Genomic DNA, 14,090 nt, shown 5'->3' on the forward strand with positions numbered 1-14,090 from the left:
AAGAATCGAAAGGGTAATTCATGTTGCTACGGACCATGATTCGCCGGATATTGGGAGTTCGTTCTTTCAATTCGGATGATGACCAACTTCGCATGATTCCAAATGCATTCACGATCTTTGATGCAGGCGCGAACGTGGGCCAGACCGCGAAGAACTACCGCAAGTTGTATCCACAAGCTGATATCTGGTCCTTTGAACCAACCCCCGATTCGTTCAGGGAGTTGGAACATTGCCTGCCAAACAAGTTCACCGCTATGCGTCTTGCTCTATCTGATTGCAAGGGCGAAGCTCAACTCAATATTGGTGAAGAGAGTTACACAAACTCGATGCTTGTGCGAGGCAATCACGCTGGAGAGACGATCGAGGTAGCAACCGATACCGTAGACAATATTTGTAGCTGCTACGACATCAGTAAGATCGACATTCTCAAGATAGATGTTGAGGGAGCAGAGACGCGCGTGCTGAAGGGAGCGGCACAGATGCTGAGCCGCAGGGCAGTCAAAGCAGTCTTTATAGAGGTTTACTTCACTTCAGCCTATAAAGACATGCCGTTGTTTTCGGCTCTGGATGCCAGGTTGAAATCGTCTGGTTTCTATCTTCATGGCTTGTATTCGCTCTTCAGAGGGTGCAATGAAAGGCTTAGCTTTGGCAACGCTCTGTATTTGTTAGACAAAGACTAGGCCTGTGGAACAGGCGCGCCTCGCGATGAACTTGCCTGCTGCACACACCGTACAAAAGTGGGTTGGCGGCACGATCACTCAGTAATCGCGAGTGAATGTGCGCGTTTCGGGAATGGCAAATCAAAGTGGCGGGAGCCGATCGGATACCCCAGGAACCGTTTGGATACCCAGAAAGAGGGTGTGGGAGGGAGCTGCTGGCTCGTGAGCGGCTGCGGCAGTTTCTATGTTGTTGCAAAGAATGGTGAGGTTTTTTTGGCCGGTGTTTGGCCCGGTTTGGCAGGGCGCTTGCAATATATCCGGGCGTAACAACACTCTCCGGAAAGAACGAAATCCAGAGACCAAACGGGACCTGAGAAAGGAATCACAAAGGAGATCGTCATGAAAAACCTCACTGCAATCGCACTCTTCGTCGCCGCCGGGTTCGTCACCGCTGGTAGCGCTCTGGCCCAGGATCACAAGGTCACAGCAACCGTTCCATTCAACTTCACGGTCGATGGTCGTACGCTGCCCGCCGGGAATTACACCATTGGCAACGATGCCAACTCGCCGCGGATACTTACGATTGCTGATCGCAAAGATGGCGTTGCTGTCATGGCGATCACGATTCCCGATTCCGGCTACGCAGCTGACAATAAGCTGGTCTTCCACCGTTACGGAAACCAGTACTTCCTGAGCGAGGTTCGCACAACGAGTGGCGTGATGACGTGCCACCTGACGGCCTCGAAGCAAGAGAAGTGGGCCAGGGCACAGACACAGGAAGCTTCACTGCGCGTGAATAACGATGTTCTAATTGCACTGAAATAATGGTTCTTTCTGGTTGTGAAGGCCCGGCGATCAATGTCGCCGGGCCTTCTCTTGCTTGATAAAGAACCGGGCTGGAATCTGGAGTCAGGGGAGAGTAATTACTTCGCGGATAGATGGTTGGAGTTGCGGTGGTGTCGGCGCTATGTGAAGAGTTTCGCGTAGCATGGCTTCGGGTTCGTCGAGGAGGGAGACGTCTTCGGTGAAGAGGGTGACGAGAGGTTGACCTGATTTGATGGGGTCGCCTAGTTTGGCGTGCATCTCGATTCCGGCGTGAGCGCTGACTGGGTCGCCGGGTTTTGCGCGGCCTGCGCCGAGACGCTGGACGGCCCAGCCTACTTGTTTGCAGTCCATGGAGGCGAGGTATCCGGCGTGGGTGGCGGTAAGGGTGCGGGAGGCGGTGGGCTGGTGGTGTGCGGCGGGGTCGTGAAAGATGGAGACGTCGCCGCACTGGATGGCTACGATTCTGAGCCAGGCTTTGAAGGCTGCGCCGCTGAGGAGAATCTCCTCGGAGAGTTTTGCTCCCGCTTCGGGAGTTGGGGCATGGCCGGCGAGATGGAGCATCCATCCGGAAAGGATGTTCGAGAGCTTGATGAGATCGGCGGACATGGGGTGGCGGTCTTCAATGCGTTTGGCGCGGAGGATGTCGACACACTCCCAGACTTCAATCCAGTTGCCGGCGAAGCGGCCGAGGGGTTCGTCGTGATTGGTGAGAAGCGCGATGGTGCGGGTGCCGGAGGATTCGCCGGTCTGGACCATGAGTTCGGCGAGGAGCTTGGATTGGTCGTAGGTGGGCATGAAGGCGCCGCTGCCGGTTTTGACGTCGAGGACCAGGGCGTTGAGGTCTTCAGCTAATTTCTTGCTCATGATGCTGGCGGTGATGAGGTAGGGCGATTCGACGGTGCCGGTGTGGTCGCGGAGGGCGTAGAGGATGCGGTCGGCGGGGACGAGGCGCGGGGTCTGGCCGACGAGGGCGGCGCCACACTTTTCGAGGGAAAGAAAGATCTGGTCGAGGGTGAGCTGGGTGTTGAAGCCGGGGATGGTTTCGAGCTTGTCGAGTGTGCCGCCGGTGTGACCGAGGCTGCGGCCGGAGATCATGGGGACGCAGATGCCGGGGACTCCTGAGGGTGTGGGCGAGGCGAGACCTGCGGCGGCGAGGACGGGGGCGATGAGGAGCGAGGTCTTGTCGCCGACACCGCCGGTTGAGTGCTTGTCGACGGTGAAGGTGTGGAGGGGTGAGGCGTCGAAGGTTTCGCCGGAGTAGCGCATGGCGGAGGTGAGAGTGGCGAGCTCCTGGGGGATGAGGCCGCGGTGGAAGACGGCCATGAGGAAGGCGGCGATCTGGGCGTCGGTGACGAGTTGATTTTGTGGCGTGCGTTGGACGAGGGCGTGGATGAAGGCCTGGATCTCGTCGTCGGTGAGGACGCGGCCGTCGCGCTTGTGGAGGACGACGTCGAGGGGGTGAATTGTCTGAGTCATCTATTCTTCTCTATCGGGCTTGATCCCGTGGGTACAACCAATCCTTGTTCCTCGTTGACTTCAAGCATGCCATTGGCCTTCGGATCGAATCCGTGTGGGAAGACGGTCAAGCGGTTATACCGCGATCCCTTCATATCAACTCCGTCAAGAAGAGCGTCCGTCAAATCTGCTTCGATTAGAGACGATGGATGGAGGACGTTGTCATAGGAGATATATGCTCCCGTGAAATCTGTTTTGCGTAGATTGGCACCATCGAGGACCACTCCACTTAGTCGGCCGTTTCGAAAGGTGCTTCCTTCACAATTTGTCCTGAAGAGATAGGTCCCGTAAAGGTCTGCCTCATTGAAATCGGCTCCTCTCAGATCCGCATCAGAGAGATCGAGAATTTCCAAATGTTGACCGCGAAAGTTTGCATTGCGCAGATCACAAAGATCAAGGAAAGCGTCAGACGATGTATCGCCGAGTGTGTTGCCACTTGTGTCACGGACTATCAAAGCAGTCTTCCTTAACTAGAAATTAATCAATCGAAGTGACGGATTATTGGTTTAGTAAGAAGGCGGCGGGTAAGAGCTCGGCGATGGTGGCCTGGGCAATGGTGCCGGCTTCAGCGGGGTAGAAGACGATGGTGTCGGGGGTGCTGAACTCGTGGATGGTCTGGCGGCAGGCTCCGCAGGGTTGACTGGCGGTCGCGTTGAGGTTGGCGACGGCGATGGCGCGGATGCGGATGCCGGGGCCGTGGAGGGCGACGGCGGAGGTGATGGCGGTCTGCTCGGCGCAGGTGGTGAGGCGGTAGGAGGCGTTTTCGACGTTGCAGCCGGTTACGATGGTACCGTCCGTGAGCAGGACGGCGGCGCCTACGTGGAAGTTGCTGTAGGGGGCGTAGGCGTGATGGGCCACGGTGGTGGCATGCTGCTGCAGACTGGCGATTTGCGCCGGGGTGAGGTCGTTGGGACGGTCTCTAGAGAGTTCATCGGAGAGTTCGGAAGACATGATGTGAGTGAGGCTATCGGGTGCAGAGGACGATAGCAAGTGGCGGGGCGCCTCATGGTTGCCGCCCTGCGCCCGATATAGGGTGTGTGGACGAGCTAACCAAAGAGTTTATTGCGGAGAGCCAGGAGGGTCTGGACCGGATGGAACGGTGCCTGACCGAGCTGGAGATGCGGCCTGACGATAGTGGATTGCTGGGAGAGATCTTCCGCGCTGTTCACACGATCAAGGGGACTACGGGATTTCTGGGATTCGATCGTCTGGAGAAGCTGGCGCATGCGGGGGAGCATCTGCTGGGATCGCTGCGGGATGGGCGGCTTGCGGTGAACTCGGATCTGATCAGCGGACTGCTGCGCCTGATGGACGGGCTGCGCGCGATTCTGGTGCTGATCGAGGAGACTGGGAGCGAGGGAACTCGGGCGGGCGATGAGGATGGCGAACTGATCGCAGAGTTAGCAATGCTGAACGGGCAGGAGCCGTCGGAGTTGCCTGAGATTGAGGCTCCGCAGATTGCGTTAGTGGAGGGTGCGGCCAAGGTGGAGGGTGCTGCGCCGAGCACGCCGAGCGGTGGCGCCGCGTCTGCGTTGCAGCCGACGGTGGTAACGGAGAAGGCAAGCGCTGATAAGACGTTGCGGATTGATGTCGATGTGCTGAACCGCATGATGAACCTGGTGGGCGAGCTGGTGTTGACGCGCAACCAGATGCTTCAGAGCGGGATGGAGGCGGCGAACTTTCCTGAGTTGGCACGAAGGCTTGATAGTGTGACGGCGGACCTGCGTGAGACGGTGATGCAGGCGCGAATGCAGCCGGTGGGGAATCTGTTTGGGAAGTTTCCCCGGATGGTGCGGGATCTTGCGCGGACCTGCGGGCGCGAGGTGCGGGTTGAGTTTAGCGGGCAGGAGACGGGGCTGGATAAGAGCCTCCTGGAGGCGATTAAGGATCCGCTGACCCATGCGGTGAGGAATGCGGTCGATCATGGGATCGAGTCGCCGGCAGACCGTGTGCTGGCCGGTAAGTCGGCTGAGGGTTGTCTACGGTTGAAGGCGTTTCATCAGAGTGGCTCAGTGGTCATCGAGATTGAAGATGATGGCGCGGGAATTCCGATTGAGCGAGTGTTGCAGAAGGCGATCGAACGCAATCTTGTGACGGCGGAAGATGCTGTTGGGATGTCGGAGCGCGAGGCGCTGCAACTTATTTTCCTGCCGGGATTTTCGACGGCTGCGGCGGTGACTACGGTTTCTGGTCGCGGCGTTGGCATGGATGTGGTGCGTGCCAACGTGGAGAAGGTTGGCGGGAGCGTTGAGGTTGAATCGCGTAGAGGCGTGGGGACTACGCTGCGCCTGCGGGTGCCGCTGACTCTGGCGATTGTTCCTTCGCTGGTAGTCAAGAGCGGCGGGCAGGCGTTTGCGCTGCCGCAGAGCACGCTGGTGGAGCTGGTGGATATTCCCGAGCGTGAATTTGCGCAGGTGGTGCAGAGGATTGGTTCGTCGGAGCTGTACCGGCTGCGAGAGCGGCTGTTGCCGATGGTGTGGCTCGACCGGTTGCTGGGGTTGGAGGCTGAGAATCCGGACCAGTCGAAGGGACATTACCTGGCGGTTCTTGAGGCGGAGGGTTGCAGGTACGGCCTGGTGGTCGATGACTTGATGTCTCCGGAGGAGATTGTGGTGAAGCCGCTTTCGCCCGTGCTGCGTGAGATCGGTCTGTTCTCCGGGGCGACGGTGCTGGGAAATGGATCGCTGGCTTTGATTCTGGATATCGGTGCGACCGCGGCTCGTGCGGGAGTGAAGCCGATTGAAGAAGAAATTGGCGGGATCGGCTCAGGAGAGGCTGCGGTGCATGAGGCTACGGGTTCTTCGTTCCTGATCTTTGAGGATAGAGCGAGGGAGAGAACGGCACTGCCGCTGGATGTTGTGGAACGGATCGAAAGCGTGCCGCTGGGCCAGATCGAATATGCGGGCGGACGCGCATTGCTTCAGTACCGCGGAGAGTTGTTGCCGCTGAGGGATGAAGGAAGTGTGTTGATTGAGATGGAGGCGGCGCGGCAGGCTGGCGAGGAGGCGATGGTGACGGTCCTGATATGCGGTGATGCCAGCGTGGGCGGAGCGCAGCGTGGCGGCATGGTGGTGCGGCGAGTACTCGATGTTTCAAACGGAACACTGCTCGATCAGGATGAGGCGACCGAGGGGATGGAGCTTGCCCTAGTGAAAGAGAAGCTGACGCTGGTTCATCGTGAGTTTGGAGTGAAGGCGAAGGCTGGATGGCAGGAGGTCGCGTGAAGATAGCCGGTCGGGAGAAGCTTGACGAGATTCAGGATGAGAACGACGCCGTATCGCTGTGTTCGCTCTACGCGGGCAGTGAGATGCTTGGCATCGATACGAGGAAGATACGTGAGGTACTTGGAGAGCGGGATCTGCAGCGCGTGCCGATGTCGCCGGTGTTCATCGCGGGAGTTGTTCCGTATCGCGGCGAGGTGCTGACGACGGTGAATCTTCGCGCTTTGTTGGGGATGGAGGCGCACACGGGGAAGGGCTGCGTGCTGGTGATGGCTGATGACGAAGCTGCGGAACGGTTTGGTTTGGTGGTGGATGCGGTGGGCGGAGTGGTGACGGTGAGTCGACGAGTGTTAGAGGATAACCCTTGCACACTGGAGGCTCGGGGGAAGTGGTTGTTTGATGGCGCGTACAAGATGGAGGCGGGGCTGATGGTGCAGCTCGATCCGCAGAAGTTGTCTCCGTCGCGGTTGTCGGAGGTTGGATTGTTCAAAAATAGTTCGAACGGAGGCACAGATGCGAGCCCTGATCGTTGATGATTCGAGCTTTATCCGCGAGTACTTGCGGCACCTGCTGAACCGAATGGATGTTGTGTGCGAAGAGGCAAAGGATGGCAGCGATGCTTTGGCGGTGCTGGCGGCGGAGGAGTCGTTCGACCTGATGTTGCTGGATGTGAACATGCCTGTGATGAACGGGCTGGAGTGCGTGAAGAAGTTACGTGCAGCGAAGCTGGGCCCGGAGATGAAGGTGATGATGGTGACGACCGAGGCCGATCACTCGTTTATTACGACGGCGCTCGATAACGGTGCGGACGAGTTTTTGATGAAGCCGTTTACTCCTGAGAGTTTGCGGGAGAAGATGCTTCTGCTTGGTGTAATAGCAGCTTGACGCTGTGGGTGGAAGAGGAAGGCTGAGGAATGCAGAGATGAAACCTTTGGATGAACGGCCGCTCCGCATTCTTGCTGCGGACGACTCGGCAGTAATGCGCGGCGTGATGGGGAAGCTGTTTCGAACACATGCTGAGGATCGGTCGAGCGAGCTTCCGCGCATGGAGTTGTGCGGGGTTGCACAGGATGGGGTCGATTGCCTGGAGGCGGTGAAGCGGCTGATGCCGGATGTGCTGGTGCTGGATCTTGAGATGCCGAGGCTGAATGGGCTGGAGGTGTTGCGCCGGTTGCAGGTCGAGAATCCGGGGCTGCCGGTGATTATGTGCAGCGCGCATACGGAGCGTGGGGCGAGGTCGACGCTGGAGGCACTGGCGTGTGGTGCTGCAGACTATGTGACGAAGCCGGCGGAGCAGCGAGACTTTGCTTCGGCGATGCTGTCGTTGTCGCAACAACTGCTACCGCGGATTGCTGCATTGGCCAAGGGCGCAAAACGGAAGGAAGAGAATGCTGTCGCGCGGAGCGGCTCGGGAAGCGCTTTGAAGGTTCCGTCGAGTGCAGTGCCGACGAAAGCGTTTTCTCCGATTGAGGTGGTGGTGATTGGGTTGTCTACGGGGGGACCGTCCGCGTTGGAGCAGTTGTTGCCGAGGCTGCCCGCGGACTTTCCTGTTCCTGTGTTGATCGTGCAGCATATGCCGAAGCTGTTTACTGGCGCGCTGGCGGAGCGATTGGATAAAAGCTGTGCGCTGCGAGTGAAGGAAGCTTATGAGAATGCCATGATTCGACCAGGCACGATCTGGCTTGCTCCAGGGGATGCGCACATGGAGGTTGGTCCGGGCAATGGATTGACGGATAGGCATGATGGGAGTTTGGCGGGGAGGAGCAGCAGAGTTCGGCTGCATCGGCGGGAGCCTTTAAATCACTGCAGGCCTGCGGTGGACTATCTGTTCTTTTCCGCGGCCCGAATGTATGGTGCGTCCGCGTTGGCGCTGGTGATGACAGGAATGGGAGCCGATGGGCTGGATGGGGCGCGAGCTGTGCATGAAAGCGGCGGAGTGGTGTTGGCGCAGGATGAGGCGAGTTCTGCAGTGTGGGGGATGCCAGGGAAGGTGACCGAGGCTGGTATCGCAAGTGCGACGCTGCCGCTTGTGGAAATTGCGAGTGCGCTGAAGCAACGAGTCAACGCGGGAAGATTGACGAAGATGGATACGGCACACCATGCAGCATCCGCGATGGTGCCGCGGCGGGAGATGACCGATGGCCTGTTCTGATACGGATTACGCTTATCTTCGTGAGCTTGTGCTGGAGCAGTCATCGAACTTGATTGACCCGTCGCGCAATGCTCTCTTCGACACGAGGTTGACACCGATTGCGAGGTTGTCGGGCGCGGACAGCCTTGGAGACTTTGTCAATATGTTGAAGGCGGGGAGGCCGGCTCATCTGCATCGGGCGGTCGCAGAGGCGATGACGATCAATGAGACGAGCTTCTTTCGGGATATGAGGCCGTTCGAGATGTTGCGGCAAGTTCTTATTCCGCGGTTGATCGAACAGAGAAAGGAGACGCGGCGTCTGCGAATCTGGAGCGCGGCGAGTTCGACCGGACAGGAGGCTTACAGTCTGGCGATGATGATCGTGGAACATTTTCCGGAGCTTGCGGGTTGGGATGTGAGGATTGTCGGCACGGATATCTCGCGGCACGTCGTTGACTATGCGCGGAAGGGGCGGTATAGGCGACTGGAGGTAAACCGGGGACTGCCGGCACGGATGTTGCTGAAGTATATGACCCGGGATGGGGAGGAGTGGGAGATCAGTCCGCAGGTTCGGTCGTTGTGTGAATTTCATTATGCCAATTTGTCTGGGCCGCTTCCTTTTTTACCGTTCTTCGATTTGGTGTTGCTGAGAAACGTGCTGCTTTATTTTTCTCAGCAGGATCGCAGGACGCTCTTCAATGAGATTCATCGGAAGTTGTTCCCTTCGGGTTACCTCGTTTTGGGAAATGCGGAGCAAGCGGAGGATTCGACCAATCTCTTCGAGGTGGAGTTTGGGGCTGACTGCTACTTTTATAGCCCCGTGAGCGCTTCGTGAGGATTTTTGACCTAGGAGCTTAGAAGCGCATCCAATTGTGTGCGGCAGTTATGCTGCTGACAGCGCACTTGGAGACTATGCTGCCTAGTTCTGCCAAATCGAAGAAGAAAGTTGCGATTGAAGCTGAGTTGCCGCCAGGGCTGAATCCTGGGGGCGATGCAGCGTTAGGGCTGTTTCATACGATCACGGCGAAGTGGTTTCGGGCTGTGTTCGATGCTCCGACTGCTCCGCAGGTGGAGGGCTGGCCGGCGATCGCTCGTGGGGAGTCGACGCTGATATTGGCTCCGACGGGCACGGGAAAGACGCTGACGGCGTTTATGTGGTGTCTCGATAAGTTGATGATGCGGACTGCGCCGGAGACAGAGCGTGGATGTCGAGTGGTGTACCTTTCGCCTTTGAAGGCGTTGGCCGCGGATGTGGAGCGGAACCTGCGGTCGCCTTTGGTGGGTATCGCGAACATGGCGAAGCACGAGGGTGTTGCAGTGCGGATCCCGGAGATTAGTGTCCGTACGGGCGATACGTCGCACAAGGAGCGTGCGAGGTTTCGAAAACATCCTGGCGATATTTTGATTACCACGCCGGAGAGTCTGTATCTGCTGCTGACGTCGGAGGCTGGGGAGTCGTTGCGGTCGGTCGAGACTGTGATCGTGGATGAGATCCATGCGCTGGTGCCGAGCAAACGCGGCGCTCATATGGCGTTATCGTTGGAGCGGTTGGAGGCGCTGACCGGGAGGAAGCTGCAACGGATTGGTCTGTCTGCTACGCAGAGGCCGTTGGAAGAAGTGGCGAGGTTTCTGGGTGGAGCGGAAGCGTCTGGATATGTGCCTGTGGAAGGCACGAATTTGAGTCATGCTGCGGAGGCTGACGCGGAGACTGCCAGCGTGTTGATGGAGGTTGCTGGTAGTGAAGACTCGCGGGCGGAAGGGGGCGCGAGCGCTGCGCGGTTTCGGCCGGTGACTGTGGTGAATGCGGGTGCGAGGAAATTGTTGGAGCTGAAAGTGGAGGTTCCGGTTGAGGATATGGCGAGGCTCGGTGAGATTGAGGAGCAGCCGAGTGGGCCTGCTTCGCAGGGACCGAAGAGAACGTCGATCTGGCAGTCGATTCATCCACGGTTGCTTGAGATTATTCGCGGGCGGACGTCGACGCTGATCTTTGTCAATGCGCGTCGAGTGGCGGAGAGACTCGCGGGGGCTTTGAACGAACTTGCAGGAGAGCAGGTTGCGCTGGCGCATCATGGTTCGCTGGCGGCGGCGCAGAGGACAGAGATCGAAGAGTTGCTGAAGGCGGGGAGGATTAAGGCTCTGGTGGCTACGTCGTCGCTGGAGCTTGGGATCGATATGGGGGCAATTGATCTGGTGATTCAGATTGAGGCTCCGCCGAGCGTGGCGAGTGGGATGCAGAGGATCGGGAGGGCGGGGCACCAGGTGGGGGCACCGTCGCATGGGATTATCTTTCCGAAGTACAGGGCGGATTTGATTGCGTGTGCGGCTGTAACACGGGCGATGCATGAGGGGCATGTGGAGTCAACGCGATTTTTGCGGAATCCGCTGGATGTGCTGGCGCAGCAGATGGTGGCGGTGATTGCGCATCCGCCTTTGAATGTTGTGGATGCTGAACGACGCACGAAGCATAAGACGGAGGAGGAGGAGAGTCCGGGGTTGAGCTATGCGGCGTTGTTCGGCTTGGTGCGCGGCGCGGCTCCGTTTGCGGGATTGAGTCAGAGTGTGTTCGATGGCGTGCTGGATATGTTGGCGGGACGGTATCCGTCGGATGAGTTTGCGGAGCTGCGGCCGCGGATCACGTGGGACAGGAATAAGAACTGGATCACACCGCGGGCTGGGGTGAAGCGGATTGCGATCTTGAATGGGGGGACGATTCCTGATCGTGGGACGTATGGGGTGTTTCTGGCTGGGCAGAGATCGAAGCCGGTGCGGGTGGGTGAGTTGGATGAAGAGATGGTCTTCGAGAGCCGGACGGGAGATACGTTCATTCTGGGGGCTTCGACGTGGCGGATTGATGAGATTACGCATGACCGGGTGTTGGTGACTCCGGCGCCGGGTGAGGCGGGGAAGATGCCGTTCTGGCATGGAGATCAGGCGGGGCGGCCTCTGGAATTTGGGCGACGGATCGGGGCGCTGGTGAGGGAGTTGCGGGAGGCTCCACGCAGCGTGGCGATGGCTCGGCTGACGACGGAACATGATCTGGAGCCGGGGGCGGCGGAGAATGTGCTGCGGTATCTGGCGGATCAGGAGCTGGCTACGGTGAATGTTCCGGACGATCAGAACATCGTCGTGGAGCGTGTGCGCGATGAGTTGGGGGATTGGCGGGTGTGTGTGTTGACGCCGTTTGGCAGCAGAGTGCATGCGCCTTGGGCGATGGCGGTGACGGCGAAGCTGCGGGCTACTAGCGGACAAGAAGTGGAGACGATGTGGTCGGAGGATGGCTTTGTGCTGCGCTTTCCTGAGACCGAAGAGGCTCCGGCAATTGAGCCGATTTTGTTGGAGGCGGAGGAGGCTGCGGAGTTGGTGTTGCGGCAGTTGGGATCGACGGCGCTGTTTGCGGCGAAGTTCCGGGAGAGCGCGGCGCGGGCATTGTTGCTGCCGAGGAGGAGAGCGGATGGAAGGACTCCACTGTGGCAGCAGAGGAAGCGCGCGTATGACTTGCTGAGTGTGGCAAGCCGTTATGCGTCGTTTCCGATTGTGCTCGAGGCTTACAGGGAGTGTCTGCGCGATGTGTTTGACATGCCTGCGCTGATGGAGACGCTGCGGAATATCGGAAGTCGTTCGCTGCGGGTGCACACGGTGGACTCGCGGACGCCTTCGCCGTTTGCTTCGGCGTTGTTGTTCAGTTATGTGGCGAACTATATCTACGATGGGGACGCTCCGCTGGCGGAGAGACGGGCGCAGGCGCTGTCGATCGACCAGGATCAACTGCGGGAGCTGATGGGGGATGCGGACCTTCGAGAGCTTCTGGATCGGAGTGCAATTGAAGAGACGGAAGAACAGCTGCAGTGCGTGGTGGAGGGATATCGCGCGCGGAATATGGATGGGGTGCATGATCTCTTGTTGCGGTTGGGTGATCTGAGCCGGGATGAGCTGCAGCTGCGATGTGTAACGGATGAGGTTGCAAGTTCGGTTGCGAAGCTGATGCGGGCTCGGCGGGTGCTTGAGGTGCGGATCAGCGGGGAGAAGAGGCTGATTGCGGTGGAGGATGCGGCGCGGTACCGAGATGGGCTCGGCGTGCCGCTACCACCGGGGCTGCCGGGGGCGTTTTTGGAGGAGGCTCATGAGGCTCTAGTAGATCTGGTGCGGCGTTTTGCAAGAACGCATGGGCCATTTACGACGCATGAGGTTAGTGAACGGTTCGATTTCGCGGCGGAGAGTGTGGAGGCGGTGCTGCAGCGGTTGGTGCAGAGTGGCAAGGTAGTGGAGGGTGGGTTTCGGCCTGGAGGGATTCATCGGGAGTGGTGCGATAACGAGGTATTGCGTGCGATTCGGCGGCGCTCGCTGGCTCGGCTGCGCAAGGAGATTGAGCCGGTTGAGCAGAGGACTTTGGCGAGATTGTTTACGCGGTGGCAGGGAGTGGTTCAGCCTCGACGGGGGCTGGATGCGTTGCTGGATGTGATTGAGAATCTGCAAGGGGCGCCGCTGGCGGCTTCGATATTGGAGACCGAGATATTGCCGGCGCGGTTGGTCGGATATAAGACTGCGGATCTGGATACGTTGATTGCTGCGGGTGAGGTGATCTGGGTTGGATTCGATCCGATTGGAGAGAGGGATGGACGGATTGGACTTTATCTCGCCGAGAAGCTGCCTGCGCTTTGGCCGATGGGGCGATGGGTGGCGCAGCAGGATGGCGTTCGTTCTCCTCAAGGTGACGGGGCTGCATTCGCGTTGAGTGAGACGGAAGAGAAGATTGTGGAGTATCTGAGGGTGCGGGGAGCTTCTTTCTTTCAGGATTTGCATGATGGGATTGGGGGTGGGTATCCGGGGGAGACGCTTGAGGCATTGTGGGGATTGGTTTGGAAGGGCGCGCTGACGAACGATGGTATGGCGGCGCTGCGGGCTTACTGCGAGAGGCCTGCTACCAACAGCTCAAGGAAACCTGCGCGTAAGGTGCATCAGCAGACGGGATTTCGATCGCGGCGAACGACGCCACCTACGGCGCAGGGACGGTGGGCGTTGAATGCTGCGGCGTTTGTGAGTGGACGGTCGGCGACAGAGTGGAGTCATGCGATTGCTCAGCAGTTGTTGACCCGATATGGCGTGGTGTTTCGCGAGACGGCGCATGCGGAGAATCTGCCGGGGGGATTTTCGGCGATCTATGACGTGATGAAGGCGCTGGAGGAGAGCGGGAAGATTCGTCGTGGGTACTTTGCGGCGGATCTTGGTGCGACGCAGTTTGCGATGCCGGCGGCGGTGGATCTGCTGCGGTCGCTGCGGGTGCAACAGGACCCGGAGAAGGTGGAGATGTTGCAGCTAGCGGCGACTGATCCGGCGAATCCTTATGGTGCGTTGCTGAGGTGGCCTGCGGCACCGGATGCGGGGTCTTCGCTGACGCGAAGTGTTGGGGCACGCGTGATTCTTTGCGATGGAGCATTGGTGGCCTATCTGCGGAGGGGGAATCCGAACCTGCAGGTGTTTCTGCCGGAGGAGGAGCCGCAGCGGTCACAGGTGGCGAGGAAGTTGGCGGAGTTTCTGGTGAGCAAGGTGCAGGACCAGGAAGATGCGCAGGGCCGCGGCGGAATCTTGATTGCGAGTGTGAATGGAGTTGCTGTAGCGGCACATCCGATCGCGCGATTTTTGTTGGATGCAGGATTTGCAGCGGGGGCGATGGGGTTCAATGTGCGGAGGGGGTTGCCGCCACTGCCGGGCGCTCGCGGTGAGGTGAGGGCGAATGCTTGA

11 protein-coding genes are annotated in these 14,090 nt (G+C 59.0%); 8 read left to right on the plus strand and 3 right to left on the minus strand.

All coding sequences use genetic code 11. The features are described from left to right. Positions 1–92: 92 nt before the first annotated feature. Both HDF14_RS18075 and HDF14_RS18080 read left to right on the plus strand, forming a co-directional pair. Positions 93–680 carry an FkbM family methyltransferase gene (locus HDF14_RS18075; RefSeq protein WP_183979401.1) on the plus strand — a complete coding sequence of 196 codons (588 nt, stop codon included), beginning with the start codon at positions 93–95 and terminating at the stop codon, positions 678–680. A gap of 378 nt (positions 681–1,058) precedes the next feature. Next, entirely contained in the window at positions 1,059–1,484 is a 426-nt protein-coding gene (locus HDF14_RS18080; protein WP_183979403.1) for a hypothetical protein, read from the plus strand. Between the two features lie 84 nt (positions 1,485–1,568). Here the strand turns inward: HDF14_RS18080 and HDF14_RS18085 are convergent, their stop codons facing one another. Genes HDF14_RS18085 through cdd form a run of 3 tightly spaced genes read right to left on the minus strand, consistent with a single transcriptional unit; the run spans position 1,569 to position 3,950 of the window. Beyond that, positions 1,569–2,960, minus strand: a complete 1,392-nt coding sequence (locus HDF14_RS18085) for a thymidine phosphorylase (protein ID WP_183979406.1) — start codon at positions 2,958–2,960, stop codon at positions 1,569–1,571. Continuing rightward, complete coding sequence (locus tag HDF14_RS27635; protein ID WP_183979408.1) at positions 2,957–3,454, minus strand: pentapeptide repeat-containing protein; 498 nt, start codon at positions 3,452–3,454, stop codon at positions 2,957–2,959. Before HDF14_RS27635 ends, HDF14_RS18085 begins: the two co-directional genes overlap by 4 nt. A gap of 43 nt (positions 3,455–3,497) precedes the next feature. Next, positions 3,498–3,950, minus strand: a complete 453-nt coding sequence (cdd, locus tag HDF14_RS18095) for a cytidine deaminase (RefSeq protein ID WP_183979410.1) — start codon at positions 3,948–3,950, stop codon at positions 3,498–3,500. An 86-nt stretch (positions 3,951–4,036) separates the two neighbouring features. Here cdd and HDF14_RS18100 point away from each other — a divergent pair, with 86 nt between their 5' ends. From HDF14_RS18100 to HDF14_RS18125, 6 genes are all read left to right on the plus strand, one after another. Beyond that, a complete protein-coding gene (locus HDF14_RS18100) occupies positions 4,037–6,223 on the plus strand; it encodes a chemotaxis protein CheA (RefSeq protein ID WP_183979412.1) in 2,187 nt (728 codons plus the stop codon). Next, positions 6,220–6,753, plus strand: coding sequence for a chemotaxis protein CheW (locus tag HDF14_RS18105; RefSeq protein WP_183979414.1), 534 nt, complete (start codon positions 6,220–6,222; stop codon positions 6,751–6,753). The genes HDF14_RS18100 and HDF14_RS18105 overlap by 4 nt, the downstream gene beginning before the upstream one ends. Next, the gene (locus tag HDF14_RS18110; RefSeq protein WP_183979416.1) at positions 6,734–7,105 is read left to right on the plus strand and encodes a response regulator; all 372 of its coding nucleotides are present in this window, start codon (positions 6,734–6,736) and stop codon (positions 7,103–7,105) included. The genes HDF14_RS18105 and HDF14_RS18110 overlap by 20 nt, the downstream gene beginning before the upstream one ends. 37 nt (positions 7,106–7,142) lie before the next feature. Then, entirely contained in the window at positions 7,143–8,372 is a 1,230-nt protein-coding gene (locus HDF14_RS18115) for a protein-glutamate methylesterase/protein-glutamine glutaminase (protein WP_183979418.1), read from the plus strand. After that, a complete protein-coding gene (locus HDF14_RS18120; protein WP_183979420.1) occupies positions 8,359–9,186 on the plus strand; it encodes a CheR family methyltransferase in 828 nt (275 codons plus the stop codon). Before HDF14_RS18115 ends, HDF14_RS18120 begins: the two co-directional genes overlap by 14 nt. Before the next feature lie 77 nt (positions 9,187–9,263). Next, positions 9,264–14,090: an Lhr family helicase gene (locus tag HDF14_RS18125; protein ID WP_183979422.1), complete on the plus strand. Its 4,827-nt coding sequence runs from the start codon at positions 9,264–9,266 to the stop codon at positions 14,088–14,090.

It is taken from the genome of Tunturiibacter gelidiferens (genome assembly GCF_014201335.1).
GTDB lineage: Bacteria > Acidobacteriota > Terriglobia > Terriglobales > Acidobacteriaceae > Edaphobacter > Edaphobacter lichenicola_E.